14 protein-coding genes are annotated in these 18,181 nt (G+C 67.3%); 2 read left to right on the top strand and 12 right to left on the bottom strand.

Going from position 1 to position 18,181, the window contains the following annotated elements:
- Positions 1-388: 388 nt before the first annotated feature.
- From H0E82_RS10535 to H0E82_RS10525, 3 genes are all read right to left on the bottom strand, one after another.
- On the bottom strand, positions 389-2,566 hold the full coding sequence (locus tag H0E82_RS10535) for a sugar nucleotide-binding protein (RefSeq protein ID WP_180545408.1): 2,178 nt from the start codon (positions 2,564-2,566) through the stop codon (positions 389-391).
- 24 nt (positions 2,567-2,590) lie between these two features.
- A complete protein-coding gene (glf, locus tag H0E82_RS10530; protein ID WP_180545407.1) occupies positions 2,591-3,766 on the bottom strand; it encodes a UDP-galactopyranose mutase in 1,176 nt (391 codons plus the stop codon).
- An 800-nt stretch (positions 3,767-4,566) separates the two neighbouring features.
- Positions 4,567-5,184 carry a class I SAM-dependent methyltransferase gene (locus tag H0E82_RS10525; RefSeq protein ID WP_180545406.1) on the bottom strand — a complete coding sequence of 206 codons (618 nt, stop codon included), beginning with the start codon at positions 5,182-5,184 and terminating at the stop codon, positions 4,567-4,569.
- Positions 5,185-5,738: 554 nt separating this feature from the next.
- On the opposite strand from H0E82_RS10525, the gene H0E82_RS10520 reads away from it, so the two are divergent.
- Positions 5,739-8,324, top strand: a complete 2,586-nt coding sequence (locus H0E82_RS10520; protein WP_180545405.1) for an outer membrane protein assembly factor BamB family protein — start codon at positions 5,739-5,741, stop codon at positions 8,322-8,324.
- Between the two features lie 151 nt (positions 8,325-8,475).
- The gene (locus H0E82_RS10515) at positions 8,476-9,399 is read left to right on the top strand and encodes a TolB-like translocation protein (protein WP_180545404.1); all 924 of its coding nucleotides are present in this window, start codon (positions 8,476-8,478) and stop codon (positions 9,397-9,399) included.
- A 179-nt stretch (positions 9,400-9,578) separates the two neighbouring features.
- Here the strand turns inward: H0E82_RS10515 and H0E82_RS10510 are convergent, their stop codons facing one another.
- The 9 genes from H0E82_RS10510 to H0E82_RS10470 form a co-directional block, all read right to left on the bottom strand.
- Positions 9,579-9,971 carry a hypothetical protein gene (locus H0E82_RS10510; RefSeq protein WP_180545403.1) on the bottom strand — a complete coding sequence of 131 codons (393 nt, stop codon included), beginning with the start codon at positions 9,969-9,971 and terminating at the stop codon, positions 9,579-9,581.
- A gap of 62 nt (positions 9,972-10,033) precedes the next feature.
- Positions 10,034-10,807, bottom strand: coding sequence for a hypothetical protein (locus tag H0E82_RS10505; RefSeq protein WP_180545402.1), 774 nt, complete (start codon positions 10,805-10,807; stop codon positions 10,034-10,036).
- A gap of 233 nt (positions 10,808-11,040) precedes the next feature.
- Positions 11,041-11,652 carry a hypothetical protein gene (locus H0E82_RS16825; RefSeq protein WP_235974269.1) on the bottom strand — a complete coding sequence of 204 codons (612 nt, stop codon included), beginning with the start codon at positions 11,650-11,652 and terminating at the stop codon, positions 11,041-11,043.
- Positions 11,653-11,659: 7 nt separating this feature from the next.
- Positions 11,660-12,535 (bottom strand): hypothetical protein, encoded by an 876-nt coding sequence (locus H0E82_RS10495; RefSeq protein WP_180545401.1) that lies wholly within the window; start codon positions 12,533-12,535, stop codon positions 11,660-11,662.
- 42 nt (positions 12,536-12,577) lie between these two features.
- Positions 12,578-13,135, bottom strand: coding sequence for a hypothetical protein (locus H0E82_RS10490; RefSeq protein WP_180545400.1), 558 nt, complete (start codon positions 13,133-13,135; stop codon positions 12,578-12,580).
- A 1,018-nt stretch (positions 13,136-14,153) separates the two neighbouring features.
- Positions 14,154-14,999, bottom strand: a complete 846-nt coding sequence (locus H0E82_RS10485) for a hypothetical protein (RefSeq protein WP_180545399.1) — start codon at positions 14,997-14,999, stop codon at positions 14,154-14,156.
- A gap of 346 nt (positions 15,000-15,345) precedes the next feature.
- Positions 15,346-15,816, bottom strand: coding sequence for a hypothetical protein (locus tag H0E82_RS10480; RefSeq protein WP_219338499.1), 471 nt, complete (start codon positions 15,814-15,816; stop codon positions 15,346-15,348).
- A gap of 279 nt (positions 15,817-16,095) precedes the next feature.
- On the bottom strand, positions 16,096-16,905 hold the full coding sequence (locus H0E82_RS10475) for a DUF5694 domain-containing protein (protein WP_180545397.1): 810 nt from the start codon (positions 16,903-16,905) through the stop codon (positions 16,096-16,098).
- A 406-nt stretch (positions 16,906-17,311) separates the two neighbouring features.
- Positions 17,312-18,148 carry a helix-turn-helix domain-containing protein gene (locus H0E82_RS10470; RefSeq protein ID WP_180545396.1) on the bottom strand — a complete coding sequence of 279 codons (837 nt, stop codon included), beginning with the start codon at positions 18,146-18,148 and terminating at the stop codon, positions 17,312-17,314.
- Between the last annotated feature and the right edge of the window lie 33 nt (positions 18,149-18,181).

Genomic DNA, 18,181 nt, shown 5'->3' with positions numbered 1-18,181 from the left:
CGAGCGGACAATCCGCTGTGCGTAAACGCCCGGCGTCTGCGGGGCACCGGGGTCGCCGACAAGCGAGGGGGCGCCCACCCTGAAAGGGGGAGACGATGGCGCAAGAACGCTGTCGGTTTTCGGCAATTTTCCGTGTGCATCGAGCGCACGGCCCGCCCCTCGCAGGCATCGTCACGCCCGGTGGACACGGCACCGATGCTGCTCGACACGATCGTGCCGCCCGAGCTATCGCGTCGAGTTCGCAGACGCGTTGATCCGGGGGATGGGCGCGATCGTACCTGTGGACATCGCACCGGGCCTCGTTGCCGCTACACGCTCAGACCATTCTTTACTCTGCTCCGCCCGGACGGACGGTCAAGGCGATCAACCGCGCACCCGCCGCGCGGCGTCATGCTCTCGTCGCTGCGCAGTATCGGACCAGCGCATCGTCCAGACCGGGCATCGCGAACGTGCGCAAGCTGCCGAGGACGCTGTAACGCGGGCGCTGCGCAGGCAGTCTGCGGATCTGATCGTGGCAGGTGTGCAACCCACGGCGTTCCACACCGGCAGCCAGCGCGGCGCGTGCAGCGAATTCGGCCCAGGTGACCGCATCGCCGTTGGTCAGGTGCCAGATGCCGCTCTCGCGATCGATCAGAAGGTCCAGCGATGCGCCGACCAGGTCCGGGACGTAGGTCGGGGACACCGTCATGTCCCCGGCGGCCGTGAACCTCTCGCCGGCACGAAGCGCGCGCAGCGCCAGGGTGACGAAGTTGTACTCGTCCCAGGGACCGAAGAACGCGCTCGTCCTGATCATCAGTGCGTCCGGGTTCTGCTCGAGCACCATCGCCTCGGACCGCGCCTTGCTTCTTCCATAGACGCTCAACGGCGCGACGGGGGTGTCCTCCAGATAGGGCGCCTCCTGCAGACCGTCGAACACCAGGTCGCTCGAGAACGTCACCAGCGCGACGCCGTGCAGGGCGCACAGGCGCGCGAGCGTCGCTGGGCCGAGCGCGTTCTCGCGGAAACACCGCGCTTCGTCCTGCTCCGCCTCGTCGACCCGCACGTAACCGGCGGCGTTGATCACCGCCCACGGGCGGTACAGATCCAGCACGCGACTGACCGAATCCGCGTCCGCGATATCCATCTCGGCGCGGCACAGCAGGTGATGATGGAGATCGCGCTGGGTGCAGGCGCGGGCGAAGGCCTGCCCCAGGGTGCCGGTGGCGCCGACGATCAGGATCGGCGCCGGGGTGTCGGGGGACGTCATGCGATCCTCCGGGGTAGGCACCGTCACACCGGCCGGCTTGCGTGCCAGCCGTTGCGGACGGCGCCACCACCCGTCCCCCGACAGCGCCGGGGTGTCCGGCGTCGCACCCGTGGCGAGGGTCTGTACGAGCGCAGCGATGGCCGTCGGGCGCCGGCGCCCCCCGCGCACATCGAAGGCACCGGATTCGTAGTACCCGCGGCATTCCGTGAGCAGGCAGTTCCAGTCGTAGAAGCCGAGCAGTCCCCAGACGGTCACCGCCCGCACATCGGCGCCCGCGCGTCGGGCCCGCTGCGCGCCCTCCCACACCTCGTTCAACCAACGCAGCTGGTCCTCGCGGGTGGCGTCGATGTGCGCCTCGCTGATGACCAGCGGCAGTCCGTAACGCTCCCACGCTTGGACCAGGAGCGGCGCCACACCCTCGATCGGCGCAGCGAGCGCACGGGCGGCCTCGACATCGACATACCGGTCGCGGCCGTTGCCACCGCAGTGGTCCGCCGGATACCGGTCGATGGCGTCGTCCAGAAAGCGGTCGCTCGTGACGTAGTGGTTGATGCCGATGACATCCGGGCGACGGACGTTGTCGGCGAACCAGGCGATCTCCGCTTCCCCGGCCCCGCACCACTCCCGCAACCAGCACCAGAGTGGATGCTCGCGGTCCACACGACCGCACACGAGATCCCAGGCCAGCCAGCGCAGATGGTTGTTGAAATCGGCCTGGTACCGCAGTGAGGGATTGGCGTAGGTCGTTCCCAGATCGTCGGTCTGCACCAGCCGTGCACGCGGATTGACCGCTTCGATGGCGCGCATCGCGAGCACCACGCCACGGCACTGGTTGAACAGTGCGGTCTTAAAGGTCGCTTCGTCTCGCCCGTGCGGATACCACAGGCCGTACAAGCCGCTGAAGCGCGCGGTGGTGAGCGGCTCGTTGATCGGCGTGTAGTCCTCCACCCATGGATAGCGACGCGCGACCTCGCCCGCATACCGGGCGAGCTTCTCGGGAAACTGGGGATCGATCAGGCTGGTGTCGCGGGGGCCGCTGCCATGGTGGACGAGGCCGACGATCGGACGCAGCCCGAGTTCGCGAAGCCGTGCGAGGTGGGTGTCGGCATCGTCCCACCTGGCGGTTTCGAGTCCGTCGGGCGCGACGCGTTCCCACAGCACCGGGTAGCGGAGCGCTTTCAGACCGAGCGTGGCGAAGCGCTCCAGGTCGTGCACGCCCAGGGTGTCGGGCCGGTCGTCGAGCTGGCTGAAATAGCGCTCGCCGACACGGTTGACGGTGCACTCCACCCCGCCCCACACGTCCATCCGGTCAGTGGCCATGGAGCACTGCCGACGGACGCCGGCTCACCCTTTTGCAATCACGGGGCGCGTCAGCGTCGTGGCACCGGCATCGTCCTCGTCCTGCCCGACGTCGAGCGGAAGGCCCAGCTTCTCCAGCACGTACTGCGACGCCTTGAGTGCGGCGCCGACGCACTGGTCCATGTTGTAGTAGCGGTACTGCGCGAGGCGCCCGACGAACGTCACGCCTGTTTCCTGGAGGGCCAGTGCCTCGTAGCGTTTGAACAGCGCCTCGTTCTCCGGACGCGGGACCGGATAGTAGGGATCGCCTTCGGCCTCCGGAAATTCCCGCACGATCGATGTGCCGGCATGGGCCTGGCCGGTCAGGTGCTTGAACTCGCTGACCCGGGTGTAGTCGTAGTCGTTGGGGAAGTTGACCGTGCCGACCTCCTGGTACTGCGTGGTGTCCGCCAGGTGCTCGTGTTCGAAACGCAGGGAGCGGTAAGGCAAGGCGCCGTAGCAGTTGGCGTAGTACGCGTCGATCGGCCCGGTGTAGACGACGTGGGTCGCCTGCACGCGATCGCGGAACTCGAAGAAGTCGACGTCCAGCTGGACTTCGATACGGGGATGCTCCAGCAGGCGCGAGAACATGGCGGTGTAACCGTCGCGCGGCATCACCTGGTAGGTATCGGTGAAATACCGGTCATCGTGATTGGTGCGGGTCGGGATCCGCGCCGCCACCGACGATGCCAGTTCGGACGGGTCCAATCCCCACTGCTTGCGCGTGTACCCGCGGAAGAACTTCTCATAGAGATCGCGGCCCACGGCATTGACGACCACGTCCTCGCTGGTGCGGATCGGGTCGCGCGGCTCCCGCACGCCATCGAAGAATGCCTGGATCGTCGTCTCGTCCAGTTCCAGGCCATACAGCTGGTTGACGGTGTCGATGTTGATCGGGATCGGCACCAGACGTTCGCCCACCTTGGCCAGCACCCGGTGTTCGTACGCGCGCCACTCGGTGAAGCGGGACAGGTACTGCACGATCCTCTGGCTGTTGGTGTGGAAAATGTGGGGACCATAGGGGTGGATCAGGATGCCGTGCGCATCCAGGCGGTCGTGTGCGTTGCCGCCGATGTGGTCGCGCTTGTCGATGACCAGCACATCCAGTCCGCGGTTGGCGAGCTGCTCCGCGACGACGGCGCCGGAAATGCCGGCGCCGACGATCAGGACATCCGTTTTCATCGCAGGGCGCCCTCGTCCGCGGTCGCCGCTGGGCCGCGCAGGCCGGCGCGCGGCAACCGGGTTGAATACGGTCGGACATCGACGAACCGCCCAGGGCGCCGATGCGACCCGATGAACGGCGAGAGCGCGCGGAACGCACCCGGGAAACCCGCGGGAAACGCCGGAGATGCGGCGGTCCGGCCGGCATCGTCTGGCAAATTGATCGCATCCATCTCGGCGCATCCGGGTCGCAGGGGAACGGCAGGCTGGTGCAAGCCCGGCGAACGTGGCGTGATTCTCCGCGGACGGGACAGGGTGGACCGGGACAGAGCTGCCATCGACCTGCACGCAATACGGGGACAGCCGGCCTGCCCTTGGCCGACCGGGGACATGGCGAGAGCCGGACATCGTAGTCAGGCCGGTTCAGATCGAATCCTGTCGCTTCAGGGGCGGAGTCGTGCATGTCTGTGCCGGAGCAGGCTCGCTTGGTCCAGATCGGCGATGCTCGAGCGGCCCGCAGATCGTCCCGGCCAGCGTGGATGCACGTCGGGGCGGCATATGGAACCGACCACGGACACTGCACCGCTCGCCCACTGCACTGGTTGGGCCGGGCACGCCCGGCATGCCGCGCGCACGGGGTGAAGGCTTGGCGCGAACGGACGAACCCGGCCATGTGCGCAGTTGCACGGTGTCGGGACAGGCAGTGGGTGATCCCGCTACGGCAGACGATCCTTAACGAGCCGGGCCGGCCCGTCATGGCTTCGCCGCAAGGGATCGTCCGAGGTCCGCGCGAGGCCGGAAAAACCCGTCGACCTCTTCCTTCAACTTTCTCCGCCGTTCCGCGCCAGCACCGTGCGCCAGCGCCCGCCGCGTCCGTCGATGGTGTCGTCCCATGCGATCGAGCACCCCGCCTGCGCGAGATGCGCATCCAGCGCAGCCGGTGGCCATCGCACCACCGTGTAGGCACCGACAGCGCCCTGCTCGTGTTCTTCGCCGTCGCCTTCGGGATACATCAGCAGCAGCGGACCGCCGGGGTCCACGGCGGCCGCCAGGGTACGCAGCGCACCGCCCAGTTGCGCGCGCTCGAAATGCTGCAGGACGCAGAGCATCATCGCGCTGCCGTAGCGCACCGTGATCGGGTCGGACAGCAGGTCGAGGCGATCGCAGCGCTTGCCGCGCTCCGCCTGCAGCGCGCAGAACGCCTCGGCCACGTCCGTGCGATGCACCGGGATGCCCAGCGCCTCGAGCGCATCGGCATCCCACCCGGGTCCCGAACCGATCTCCAGCACACGCGCACCCGGCGCAACCTCCGCAGCCAGTCGCCGCAGCGCCTCGGCGCTGGCCGATGGCCTGCCGGCCACCGTGGCCATGTACTCACGTGCGGAACGTTCGTATTCCGCGACCGCGCGCCGATTGTTGATGCGGGACTCTTCGGACATCGAATGTTCTCCAGTGAACCTTGGCAAGCGCCAAGAACGAGGCGGGTCAAGCCCGTATCCGCAGCACACGGCCGTGTACGACCGTCAGACTCGGGCAGGCAGGCCCGGCATCTTCAGCTACCGAAAAATCCAGCTTGACCCTCAATAGCGATGACACCGTCAGCGGCATGCGATCGATCGGGCCCGACGTCCTGCACATTGAAACGCAGGGCGGTGCCCCTCCGGACTTCGCAGGCTAGGATCGACGGCGCGCAGCAGATGCGGCGCGACACCACCGACGCCGGCGGCCCGCGTGCGCACGGCGCCTGGCGACGACGCACAGGCCGCGCCAGCCGAATCGCGCAGGGCGACCCGCATATGTGCCGCGTGTCTATGCGCGCAGCCGTGCTCTTGACTCCCTCTTCGGCGGCGCCCCTCTAGAGTGTCGGAAGTCCCCGGCCATTCGCTGCAGTGCCGAGCGGGTCGACCGGCAGGCCCCGATGTGGCGCGACCGTCGACGCGATGCCCGGCCCGGCGCGCCGGGCGCCCTCGTCCCACCTGAAAGGAGACCTCCGATGCCACATCCCACGCTGGCCGCACCCGGTCACCGCGCATGGCGTTGGCTGCTGCTGAGTCTCGTGACGGTGGCGGCCCTGCTCGGCCTGACGATGCTGGTGCTCGGCATCCGCCTGGTGCTGCTCGGCGGCACGGCGTACTACGCGATCGCCGGCGTGCTGCTGCTCGCCGGAGGCGTGCTGGCCTGGGGCCGGCGCGAAGGCGCGGCGGTGTGGGCGATGGCCGCGGCGGTCGTGCTGACGCTCGGCTGGTCGCTGTGGGAGATCCACGGCAAGGGCTGGCTGCCTGCATGGGGCTTCGACCTCGCGGCGCGCATGGGCGTGGTGGCCGTGCTGGCCGTGGGCGCCGGCGTGGCGCTGCTGTTCTGGCGCACGCCTCCGGGCCACGCATGGCGCAAGGCGTGCATGGCGGGCATCGGCGTGGCCGTGCTGGCCGCGTCGCTGGTCGTCGCGCTGCTCTGGGAACGCACGCAGGACCCGGCGGGCCATGTCCCGACGGCCGGATCCGTACCGCCCGCCACGCAGGACGGCGTGACCACCAGCGAGTGGAGCGCATTCGGCGGCACCAATCTCGGCCTGCGCCATTCGGCCCTCGCGCAGATCCACCTCGGCAACGTGGGCGACCTGCAGGAAGCCTGGACCTTCCGCAGCGGCGACCACGCACCGGCCGGGGAACGCGTGTTCTATTCCTCGCAGAACACCCCGCTGAAAGTGGGCGGTTATCTCTACACCTGCACGCCCAGCAGCCAGGTCTTCGCGCTCGACCCGGCCACCGGCGAGGCGCTGTGGCACTTCGACCCGCAAGTGCCCGCCAAGACGATGGAATCGCTGTTCAGTGCCGCCTGCCGCGCCGTGGCCTACTTCGACACCGGCGAGGCGGGCGCACAGGCCGAGCAGTTCCCGCGCACGCCCGGCGCCGCGGGCCTGGTGAACGCACTGCCGCGCGGCGGCAGCCAGTGCAGTCGCCGCATCTACGTCGCCACACCCGACGGCCGGCTCATCGCACTCGATGCCGCCGGCGGCTTCCCGTGCCCGGGCTTCGGCACCGACGGCGTGGTGGACCTCAACGCCGGCATGGGCCTGCGCGAAGCGGGCTTCTCCTCGAACACCTCGGGCGCGACGGTCGCCGGTGGGCTGCTGCTCGTCGGCCAGCAGGTCAGCGACAACCAGCGCCGCGACGCGCCCTCGGGCGTGGTGCGCGCCTTCGATGCACGCACCGGCGAGCTGCGCTGGGCGTGGGATGCGCTGCGCCCCGACGCCACTGCGCCGCTGGCACCGGGCGAGATCTACCCGCGCGGCACGCCCAACGTGTGGAACGTCATCTCCGCCGACGAATCGCTCGGCCTCGCCTTCCTCGGCACCGGCAACCCCGGCGCCGACCACTGGGGCGGCAACCGCACCGCCGAAGAGGACCGCTTCACCGCGGCGGTCGTCGCCGTCGACCTGCAGACCGGCGCCACCCGCTGGTCGTTCACCACCGTCCTGCACGACCTGTGGGACTACGACATCGGTGCCCAGCCCATGCTGGTGGATGTGCCTATCGACGGCGCCATGCGCCGCGCGGTGCTGCAGGGCACGAAGTCCGGCGACCTGTTCCTGCTCGACGCGGCCACGGGCGAACCGCTGCGCCCGGTGACCCTGCAGCCGGTCCCGCAGACCGCCCCACTGCCCGGCGAGCGGCTCTCGCCGCACCAGCCGCGCTCGACGTTCTATCCCAACCTCGGTGGCCTGCCGGGGCCGGAATCGGAGCGCATCGACGGCCGCCACATCTGGGGCATGACGCCCATCGACGCCGCGCTGTGCCGCATCGGTTTCCACGAGCGGCAGTACGAGGGCATCTTCACCCCGCCCACGATCGACAAGAAGGGCATGGTGCTGCTGCCCGGCACGATCGGCGGCATGAACTGGGGCGGGCTCGGCTTCGACCCGGTGCGGCGCATCGTCATCGCCAACTATTCGCGCCTGCCCAACATCGTCGACATGACGCCGCGGGAGGACGTGATCGACCGCCCGGTCGGCTCGGGCGGCGCGCGGCCCGACCAGGCGCTCGCACCGCAGACCGGCACGCCGTTCGCCGTCAACCGGCCGATGTGGCTCTCCGCGCTCAACGTGCCCTGCCTCGCGCCACCGTGGGGGTTCATCGCCGCGGTCGATATCGACACGGGCGAACTGGTGTGGTCGAAGCCGCTCGGCACCGGCTTCGACGCCGGCCCGCTGAACATCCCCACGCGCCTCCGCATCCCCATGGGCACGCCGAACATCGGCGGGCCGCTCACCACCGCCGGCGGGCTCACCTTCATCGCCGCCGCGCAGGACAACTTCCTGCGCGCCTTCGAAACCGCCACCGGCCGCCTGGTCTGGCAGGCCCGCCTGCCGGCCGGCGGACAGGCCGGCCCGATGACCTACGAGCACGACGGCGTGCAGTACATCGCGATCTCCGCCACCGGCCATGCGCGGCTGGAAACCGGACTGGGCGACTACCTCAAGGTGTTCGCGCTCGACCCGCGCAGCGCGGATCTCACCGGCCTGCCACCGGGCGCGGCGACCCGGGCGCATGGCACGGACCCGGAGGACGAAGGCCCGTAGGGCCGGATCGGGCGCGACTCGCGCGCAGGGGACGGGCCGTCCCCGCCCCGCCTGTCCGCACGTGGCATGCCGGAAGTCGTACTGACGCCCGGCGCATGCCGCGCGCTTCACCCCGCGGCATGCTGCGCGTCCCGCCCCTCAGCGATCGCTCATGCGCACTCGATCCGTCGTCCCCGTCCTGTTGCTGAGCTGCATGGCAGCCGGGGCCGCGCCCGCGTCATACCGGCTGGAGCCCGCGCAGGCCGGCACCGCAACCCGCCTCGGCAGCGGCTGGCTGTCGAGCGAAGCGAACGACTACAACCTGTCGACCGACGCGCGCGAGCGCCTGCTGGTGTTCGGACGTTCCACGACGGCGGACTTCAGCGACGCCCGCATCTGGATCTCCCGCCGCACCCGCGACGGCTGGGCCGACCCGGCCCCCGCGGCATTCAGCGATCCGCGCTGGCGCGACTCCGATCCATGGCTCACGCCCGACGGACGCTGGCTCTACTTCGTCTCCAACCGCCCCGCGCCCGGCCGCGATTCCGCGCGTGACGACCTCGATCTCTGGCGCGCGCGGGTGACGCGCGCCGGTTTCGGTCCGCTCGAACACCTCGCCGCACCGTCGAGCGCCGGCGAGGAACTCGGCCCCGAAGTGCACGGCGGCGCACTCACCTTCAACAGCACGCGCAGCGGCGGCCCGGCGCAGCTGGCGCTCTATCGCGCCCGCCTCGTCAACGGCCAACCCGCCGCGGCCGAAGCCCTGCCCGCCCCCTTCAACGACGGCATCGCCCAGGGCGACCTCACGTTCTCGCCCGATGGCCGCATCGCGCTGTTCTGGAGCATCCGCGGCGACACCCGGGAGCCCGATCTGTTCGCGGTCCATCGCACGGGCACAGGCTGGTCTGCAGCCATCCGCCTGCCCGCGCCGTTCAATGCCCCGGGTATGGATTTCACACCTGCCTTCAGCGCAGACGGCCGCGCGCTGCGCTGGGCCAGCCAGCGCGCCGCCGACGGTGCATCGCCAGGCAACCAGGGACGCGCCGACATCCATGTGATCGACGCGCGGTCACTGCCTCCCCCACCGGCCCCGTGACGCGGCCGGAATGCGCGCTGCCCATGTCTGCGGCCTTCCGCATCACGTGTTGCCAGGCAGCTGACGGGACGGCACCGGTCTCCACGATGGCGGGGGGAAAACGCGACCCGACTTCGCCCACCCCCGCAGCGCACGCCGTTCGCGCCGTCAGAAGAGGCGCATCGCCGGCCGCCCGCGCGTCATCGCATGCCCTTGCACACCAGCGACACCCCGTCGCCGTAATCGAGATCAGCCGGAAGGGCATTGTCCGGCTGCACGTCGATCAACACGCCATGTCCGGGCGGCCAGCCGACGAAGACCGCCTCGATGTCCCCCCGCGCGTCGAACAGGATGCGTTGCTGCAGCGGCCGCGACGTGAGAGCGACGAACTCGGGCGCGAGCGCGACGGCGTACGTGCCGGGCATATCGCCCGGCCCGCCGAAGCCGTGGATCGCGCCGAGCTCGCCGGCGTCGAACTGGCGCTGGACCGCGGCTTTCAACGTCGTGCGATAGGCGGCGTCCGACAACGCGAGCGCGGCGGCCTCGCAGTCGGGGTCTTTCACGCGACCGCATGCGGCCAGCACCATCAGCATGATCACGCACGTCGCTGTCGCGCATGCGTCGCGCGCAGGGGGCTTCGTGGGGACGCGCGACATCAGTCGAGCACCCAGCGGCCCGCGGTGTCCCAGCGGATGAAGATCCGCTCGCCCTTCGACGACGGCGTCCCCTGCGACGGATCGCAGTCGCCATTGCACACGGCCAGCTGCAGCTCTGCAGAGCATTCCCAGCGCCCCGGCGCCGTCTGTGGAAGCCGCCGACAGGATTCCTTGCGCGCGTCGAAGAGCTTTGCCCGGATCAACACCGGCGCGCCCGTCGGGGTGAACGTCGCAGGCAGCCCGCCGGCGTCTTCCAGGCGCTGATACGTTTCGAACGCGAGGCGACGCACGTCCGCGGCCGAAGGCTCGCCGTCGGGCACGGGCACGCCGGGGGTCGAGTTGGCCGGCACGGCAGGCGATACCGCCGGGGTGGGCGAGAACTTCGAGTCGGTCGTCGCGGACACATTGGCTGGATTCGTCATCGAGAACGCGGATGCCCATTGCCTCTCGTAGCCCTCCGGTACCTTAACCAGCAGCCACCCTTGGGTGCTTCGCCCCTCGAGCGTGAGGCCATAGCGCTCCACCCAGGCCAGCGCCATCGCTTCGGACCCGGGCACGCGATGGGGTTGCACCAGCACCCGCCCGGGCAGAAGCGGATAGATCTTGTCTTCGGGGTTCGGCTCGCGGGGGTAGTCCTGCCCGTCCACGCGCAGTACGCCACCGTCATATTCGACCGCATCGTTGCCCGGCGGATCCGCGCCGCCACAACCCGCGAGCAGCGAGAGGCCCAGTGTGAGCGCAGCGAGGCGCCGTACGATCGTCCATCCTATCATTCGTCACCCCGTCGCGCGTTGGCGCCCCCTGTTCAGCATTGTAGGGGAGACGGATGACGTTATGTCGAGGATAGCGCCGGGCCGGGCGAGCCGAGCCGGCTGATTGGCCTCGCAGGGGGGTCGGCCGGACGACGGGTAATCAACCCCGTCGACTGCTGACGACAGCCATGCATTGCCGCCGTTGTCGGACGATGCAAGGGCTCGAGCGTCGTGCACTCGAGCGAATCTGGATTCTAGGGCGCGTTGCCCATCGGCCTCGGGCGCGCCGGAACATACTGAGCCGCCTCCTCCAGACGCGGCCCATCCGGATCGATGTTCACGCACACCCGGTCGCCGCACACCACGGCATCCGAGGCGTAGAACGCCTGCAGCACAGGAACCGCATCCTCGTAACGTTGCACTTCCTCACGCATCGTGCCGAGTTCACGCCGGAAATAGCCCAGTACCAGTGAGGCCACGACGACCACCATGATCAGCGTGGCCAGCGATGCGATCGTCCACGTGCGTGCCGACCGCCCCATCGCGCCGACCTGAGCGCTCAGCGCGGTCACCGCATCGCGAAACTGCTGCAGCTGGGGTTGCAGCGCGCCGTTCGCCTCTCTCGCGATCCGCTCGGCGGCGTCCCCGGTAATCCGCACGACGTCCTGGCGGACCTGATCGCCCGACGCTCGCGATGCATCGGCGTCCTGCTTCAGCGCGTTAAGGATCGCTTCCACATGAGCGGAAATCTCGGCTCGAAGTGCGAGCAGCAGCTTGGTGACCTCGGTGTTGGCTTCGATCGATCTGCGCAGTTCGGCGTGGGCGGCTGCGAGATCGTTGCCCGACGGAGTGGTCATCCCCGACATCCCTCTTCTAACCACCCCGCACGAGCGCGGGCTCCTGATGATGCTCACGCTGCAGGACGATCTGCTGATCGCTCATCGGCTGTGCACTCCGCTCGGCGAGCCGGAGGCCTTCTTCAGACCGGTTGAACTGTTGTCCAAGCCGGTCCAGCGCCTTCGAGTCGCCCGCCTGCAGCGCGGCGTACAGTTGATCGAGCACCGGGTCATCGAACCGCGTCCGGTGTGCCGCCGCGGGCATTGCGGCCTGGCGAGCGGGGTCGACGAACCCCTCAGCCGGCGCTGCGTTGTCGCTGATCACGCGCTGCCACCACTCCCGCTTGGGCAGTGGATGGTGCTGCTCGAGGTTGTGCGGACTGTCCGGCATCGGATCGGGTATGCGCTGCAATTCCCTGATGTTGTCCAAGGGCTTGAGCGCGCCGTCGAAGTTCTTCTGCTGCCACTGACGGCCGAACGGCAACTGGCGCTCCCAGTGCAGACCCGCGTGGTTCAGCGCGCCCCATGTGAAATCGATGCAGCTGTTGGTGGCGCCGTTGTACTGCAGGTCGAAGTAACGCTCATCACCCTTGAGCCCCGCCTCACCGAAGGCCCGCAGCGCTTCGTACTGCGACTTGCTGATTTCCATCGTGCGGCTGTAAGCCGGATTCCGGTAAGCAAGAAATTCATCGCCAACAATCTGACCCGGGCCACGGGTGCCGCTGTTGACAGGTGAAAAGCCGTAGCCGGACTCGTTCTGTCCATCACCGAGGCTGTAATACACATGCCCTGCCGTCGAGCGATGGATCTCGTTGCTCCCCGGATGCTGGATAGGCGTACCCGGAGCGGCTACATAGACGGTGACGGTGTAAATTTTTCCGGGCGATCCGGAGGGAGCTCTCGCATCATTCATGGCATGCATCCTTGCGTGCACTTGGCACGACACGCTCGGTGACTAATCGATCCCGCGATGATGATAATGGGACACAAGCAACTCGTACCGAAGCACGGACAGATATTCTTTCTGTGCCAGCAGCACAGAATGCGCATCCAGATTTTCTACTTCGAGGTGATAGCGGCCTGGGGTCGGCGGAACGATTCTCGCAAAGGCGTGGACATAATAAACCTTGCCGAAGTCGTAATGACCCGAAGCGATCAACGGTCCATTGTCCGTACTGGCTGAAAAATGATGCCTAAACACATCGTCAGGATGAAGGCCCCACGATGCTCGCTTGTCCTTCATGTCCCAGTGTCCATCGCTGAGCACGACCGGACGCCATTCCGTGCCCTCGATGCGCCAGAGCCTGACCCTGACTGGTATCGCCTCGTTGCGTAGATAGTCCCTGACCGTCTGCGCGGCCAGCATCTCCTCATCGGGGCCCCTGCCCTTTCGATCCACTGCCTGAAAGCCCACGAACACGGGCCGAAGGATGCCGTTGTCGCGTGCGTCGGGCAGTTCGAAAGTGACACTCACGCTGCTGCCGGCCTGGTCGAGTGGAAATGGTTCGACCACCGGGAAATTGCCCGGGCGAGGTGCTGGCGTCGATGCCGCGCTCCGGCCCGTGTCTGCACATGAAGTCATGAAGATTGATCCAGTGATCGTGGCAAAGCCGATGAGCACGCGAGCGAGGCCGCCGGGGCGTGCGCGCCGCCTGTCGGGTTGGAGAACGGAGACGTCACCACCTCGTCGATCCACGGGCAAACTCCATCATGCTGTTCTGCGCACACGCTTCCTGCATGAATCGACGCTACTCCGGCCAGGTTACGGAAACAAGCTCTCTGCAAATCTCTGCGTCGGACACGTCCACCCCCTGTGGCTCCGTGAGCCTGCAGAGCCCTCGACCAAGGCAAATGACAATGCCGTCCTGCCGAACGATGCCGACTCTTCAGAGAAAAACCACGTCTGCGTGCAGATCGAGTCAGCACGCTGACGCCATCGTCGGTTCGAATGACTGGTCGCGAGAGGCCGCAATCAGTGCCATCGTCTGGGAGACGGCAACCGAATCACATTGTCTCCCAGGAGAGACCCGCGGAGATCAGCCGTGCCCGAAACCGAAGCACGCCGTCGAAGCTGACCCCCCGCGCGACGACCGATCATCGACCAGCGGTTCATCGGCATCCATGCGTGCCTTCGATCCGGTCGGGAGCAGTCACCTCACATTGTCGAAGTCTCTTTTGTGACGCTCGAATACGCAGGTATCCGACAATGCGGTCTACGGCGAGTGCTGCTTCACCTGCGTTGCGGCGCGTGAACTGCAACTCGTCGTCGACTTCTTCAGCAACATCGCGGCGCCCGGAAAACGGCTCGCACTCACCGCACCGACTCCGACTGCAGCCCGATCGAGGCTGCACTTTCCTCGGATCGCCGTCAGTCGTCTCGTCGCCGCGCGCTCCCGTCCCTTGCTGGGGTAGTGCTTTTCGAGCTCCCCGTAGCTGTGCATCGTTCGACGCGATTTCCGACGCTCGCGGTGATGGAGTACCACGGCATGGCCTGTCTCCTGCGCCCTGCGTAGAGTGGAAATCCAAGACGGCTACGGCGCCGGCGGCTCCGGATCAGCGACCAGCCGCCAGCAGCCCTCATGTGCTTCGAAGGCGTACGAGTTGCCCTCGGACATCCCGTAGTGATACCGCACCTCATACGTTTCGTCGGCACGCTTCACGTCCAGCGGCAAAGGCGCCGGATCGACCTTGCCCCAGGCATCCACATGGTGGAACGCGCCATTCCCGTGGCGCACGTTGAAACCTGCATACACGTCGCCGGGTATCAGCACCGCGCGAGGAACGTCGCCCTCATCGGTCGAGTTCAACTCGGCCACGCGCACCAGCGGGGCGGTGAATGCCACACGGGTGGCCTCGTCAGCGGCGAATGCCGCCAGGAACCCTTCGAATGTGGACGCCGGACATGCGAGCGACGGCGTAGCCGCCACGGGCGACTCCTGCGATGACTTGACCTCCAGCCCCTCGGCGCGCGCCAGGTCGGGTGCGGCCCAGTCACCATAGATGGTCACCCGCAAGAGCTTCGCCTGGCCGATGTGTCCGAAGTGCACGACGCAGTGCCCGTCGCTGCTGCAGGCCTCCGTCTCGGGAAGCACGTTGCACACCTCCGCCCTGCCGCCGACCTTGGTCCAGCACTCGGGGTCGCGGAGAGGAAGCCATCCTGCACCCAGCAGGGCTGCACGCGCGGAGGCATAACCCGCAGGCAACGCGATTTCTGCGGCACGTTCCCGACTTCGTTCGGAATCAGCCGACTCGCTGGCTGCGCGTTGCGCATCGACCGGCAGCGCCACTGTGGAACGCTGCGCACCAGACTCCAGCGCCGGCTGGCATGCCGACAACGCGGGAAGGACCAATAGAAAGATGGATCTGAACTGCAGCATCCGGGCTCACTTGAGGAGGACAGCACTGGCTCATGCTGTGTCTACACAGATTCAAACTCGTTCTGGCCAGCCTGCCGGTAGGACAGCAGTCGCGCAAGTCTGGTTCGGAGCCGGTTTCAGGACTCGACCGGCTGTTCTTGCGTAGGATTTCACCGCGATGCAAACCTGCCGCTCGCCTCCCCGTGCCCGATTCCCGGCAGATTGCTGGCAGCAGGCTGGCCTCGGCTTGGGGAAGCATGTCCTCAGCGGTGTCGAACTGGGTCTGCTCCCACAGATGGGGTCAACTTTACATTCCAAGCCATCCACGGGAATTACCGGCAGAACAGGAAAAGTGACCCTGGCGTCACTATTTTCCAACGCTATTCGCCTTGGCCGCCCGAACAGCAGCTTGGACCGCGCTCAGCGTCTTCTTGCCCGCCGGGTACTCGAACACCTTGCTCTCGGCCAGTGTGCAGACGCGCTCGCCGTTGCTCAATGTGACCTCCATAAAGGCCAGGTGATCCTTCCATGAGCGATAGCGGCGCACCATAAATACGCTGTGCCTGGAGGTGACCGAGCGAATGTGGGTCAAGGGGATCCGCCGGTTGCCCCTGGCGGAGGAAATCACCAGCTCATCGTCATGGATGGATGCAGGACCACATCGCTTGACCCGAGAGTACTCGACGGCGAAGCGCCCCCACAGGGTCAGGATCACTGGAAGCAGCACGGCCATTTCAGCACGTGTCATCCCGGGCAGTGCAAACAGCAGGAGAACACCGCTTGTCACAAAGATGGCCAAGGTGATGAAGCGGTAGAAATAGACGCTTTCGAATTCCATGAAGCTTAGAAACCGTGAGTCCATGCGTGTTCAGTTCCGAAGCTATCGTGTCTATATTTAATGACAGGGTCGTGAGCATGTCACTCCCTGAGTGGCATGCATCGCCGCTGGCGCGGCGGCAACCCGGATGAGGGAACCTGACGCTGTTATTCGAGAACCCTGCCGTTCGCGGGCACGCCTCCCGCGCATGGTCCATCGAAACGAGAGAAGGGAACCTGCCTCCCTTGCTCACGTTCGTTCACTCACGTCGCGTGTCGTCCGACCGGAGCCGCGGGGGCGTCAGGGTGTCAGGTACGGACGGACGTCCAACGCCTGACGCTGCCGATCGGTCGCAAGCAGCTCTTTTAGAATCGCGGTGTGCCCCTGCCCGGCCAACACCAGCACCCGCTGGCCGGGTGTCGCGACACGCTGTACGTTCGCATACATGCGGAAATTGCGGTGCCACCAACTTGCCGAAGCATCAGCGCCGGCGAATCCGCTACCTGCGCCGATATCGTTGGTGATCAGGTAGAGATCGCGATTCTCGCGATCGCGCGTGGGATCGTTCGTCAGCTGCAGCAACTCGGCCAGAGACAACGCGGAATGTTCGCGGTTCTCGCGCGCAGAGAGATCTGCGTAGATCGCATCGAGCGCGCGCTTGCGCTCCGGTGCACGCGCGCCGATGTAGTCGAACATCGGCCCCGAATTCCAATGCACCTCGCCTTCATCGAAGCAGGTCACCTGCTGCAGACCCGCGGCCTGCGCCACGCGGAAGCCGATCTGCTGCGTCTCGTTGACATCCAGCGGAGCCTGCCCAGTGCGCCAGGCGCCATAGGCGCTGTCGTAGTGCCCTTGCCTCGACGGCAGGCATTCCACCAGAACGTGCGTCGGACCGAACGCCGCCAGTCGCAATGCGAGCTGCTCCAGATACGCCTGATTCTCGGACGTCGTCACGTCGACGACGTCCGACTTCACCATGTCGAGGCCTGGATTGGCGAAATGGAACGTCCCCAGCATCATCACCTGCGCCGGCGGCACAGGCTCGGCTGCAGCTCCATGGGCGGTCAGGCACAACATCAGCAAGCCAGCGGCAAGGCGAACGGATCTCATGAGAGGCGGCTCCCGGGATGTCTGCCTGCGACCCAGTATCGCGGCTTCGACCGGCTGACTGTATGTGCTTCCAGAAGATGCGCGCACGTGCCGGAAGTGAGGACGTCTGAAAGCGTCGAGCAGCGTCGCATCGATGTAAAACCGGGGCACGCCAACCCGCTCCCGCTCCCCTGACGCTGTTGAAGCAGAAGTGCGACCGGCCGGGCCGCCGCGAGCGTGGAAAAATGGATCCGGCCCCTGATCCCGTCAGCTCGGCGCGCCCTCCAACAGCGAGTGCCTGAGGCCTCGACGATGTCCGGTCCACGTCCAGGCTAGAGCAAGGCGCTTCGCAGGGAGCCGCGAGGCACATGGACGAGAAAAGTGGCTCAGTGAACCGACCCGGGATTGCCATCGGGAACTCCGCAGGTCACCCGCCATCGTCCGCGGCCAGCACGCGACAATGCGCGGCGGTGGCATCGTCCATGGGGAAACAGCACTCGATATGCAGCTCGTCCAGCGTGATGTCGCGGGGCATGGCGAAGGTGGTGATGGTCGAGAAGAAGCTCAGCTCGATGCCGTCACGGCTCATCACAGTGGTCAGCAGTGGCGACGGCGTCGCGCTCAAGTCACGCAACCGCCAGCGTGCGGGTACGCCGGGATAGGCCAGCATCTCGTGCAGCAGGTCGCGCGCGACCGCGTCCCCGGGCGCGGCGGCGACCTGTTCGTGCAGGTGCCCGATCAGTTCGCCGGCCACTTCCTCCCAGTTTGCAATCGAGGCGCGCAAGTCGGCCGGATCGAAAAACTGCCGCATGATGTTGGCGTGCGCGCTGGCACGCCCGCCGAGCATCAACCGGTTCACACGTTCGGCAGCAGCATTGGCGCGCAACACGTCCCAGCGGCGGTTGATGAGGAATGCCGGATATGGCGACTGCTGGGCGAGGATCGCGTCGATGGCCCGGTCGATGCGCGCGAGCACTGGCGCGTCCAGCGGGCTCTCCGGGAAGTGCGGCGCAAATCCCGCAGCCAGCAGCAGCGCATTGCGCTCGCGCAGCGGCATGTCCAGCGCATCGGCCAGCCGCGCGAGCAGCTCGCGGCCGGGCTTCGACTTCCCGGTCTCGATGCAGCTCAGGTGCCGGGTCGAGGTCTCTGCTGCAAGCGCCAGCTGCAGCTGGCTCAGGTGCCGTGCACGCCGCCACGCCCGCAGCCGCGTGCCTACCGGCCCCGCCGGGGTGTCCGGGTTCCGCTGCGGGTGCGTGCCATCCATGGCGGCAGGATACGGCGCCGGGCGGCCCGGGTT

The sequence above is a fragment of the Luteimonas deserti genome (assembly GCF_013425765.1).
Taxonomy (GTDB): Bacteria; Pseudomonadota; Gammaproteobacteria; order Xanthomonadales; family Xanthomonadaceae; genus Luteimonas; species Luteimonas deserti.
Note: the sequence above shows the minus strand (reverse complement) of the source record. Positions and strands in the feature narration are given on the sequence as shown.

What these genes read in the sequence shown, in the direction of transcription:
- H0E82_RS10535 (WP_180545408.1), bottom strand. Translation starts at nt 2,566, where the DNA reads ATGGCCACTGACCGGATGGACGTGTGGGGCGGGGTGGAGTGCACCGTC.
- glf (WP_180545407.1), bottom strand. Translation starts at nt 3,766, where the DNA reads ATGAAAACGGATGTCCTGATCGTCGGCGCCGGCATTTCCGGCGCCGTC.
- H0E82_RS10525 (WP_180545406.1), bottom strand. Translation starts at nt 5,184, where the DNA reads ATGTCCGAAGAGTCCCGCATCAACAATCGGCGCGCGGTCGCGGAATAC.
- H0E82_RS10520 (WP_180545405.1), top strand. Translation starts at nt 5,739, where the DNA reads ATGCCACATCCCACGCTGGCCGCACCCGGTCACCGCGCATGGCGTTGG.
- H0E82_RS10515 (WP_180545404.1), top strand. Translation starts at nt 8,476, where the DNA reads ATGCGCACTCGATCCGTCGTCCCCGTCCTGTTGCTGAGCTGCATGGCA.
- H0E82_RS10510 (WP_180545403.1), bottom strand. Translation starts at nt 9,971, where the DNA reads ATGCTGATGGTGCTGGCCGCATGCGGTCGCGTGAAAGACCCCGACTGC.
- H0E82_RS10505 (WP_180545402.1), bottom strand. Translation starts at nt 10,807, where the DNA reads ATGATAGGATGGACGATCGTACGGCGCCTCGCTGCGCTCACACTGGGC.
- H0E82_RS16825 (WP_235974269.1), bottom strand. Translation starts at nt 11,652, where the DNA reads ATGTCGGGGATGACCACTCCGTCGGGCAACGATCTCGCAGCCGCCCAC.
- H0E82_RS10495 (WP_180545401.1), bottom strand. Translation starts at nt 12,535, where the DNA reads ATGAATGATGCGAGAGCTCCCTCCGGATCGCCCGGAAAAATTTACACC.
- H0E82_RS10485 (WP_180545399.1), bottom strand. Translation starts at nt 14,999, where the DNA reads ATGCTGCAGTTCAGATCCATCTTTCTATTGGTCCTTCCCGCGTTGTCG.
- H0E82_RS10480 (WP_219338499.1), bottom strand. Translation starts at nt 15,816, where the DNA reads ATGGAATTCGAAAGCGTCTATTTCTACCGCTTCATCACCTTGGCCATC.
- H0E82_RS10475 (WP_180545397.1), bottom strand. Translation starts at nt 16,905, where the DNA reads ATGAGATCCGTTCGCCTTGCCGCTGGCTTGCTGATGTTGTGCCTGACC.
- H0E82_RS10470 (WP_180545396.1), bottom strand. Translation starts at nt 18,148, where the DNA reads ATGGATGGCACGCACCCGCAGCGGAACCCGGACACCCCGGCGGGGCCG.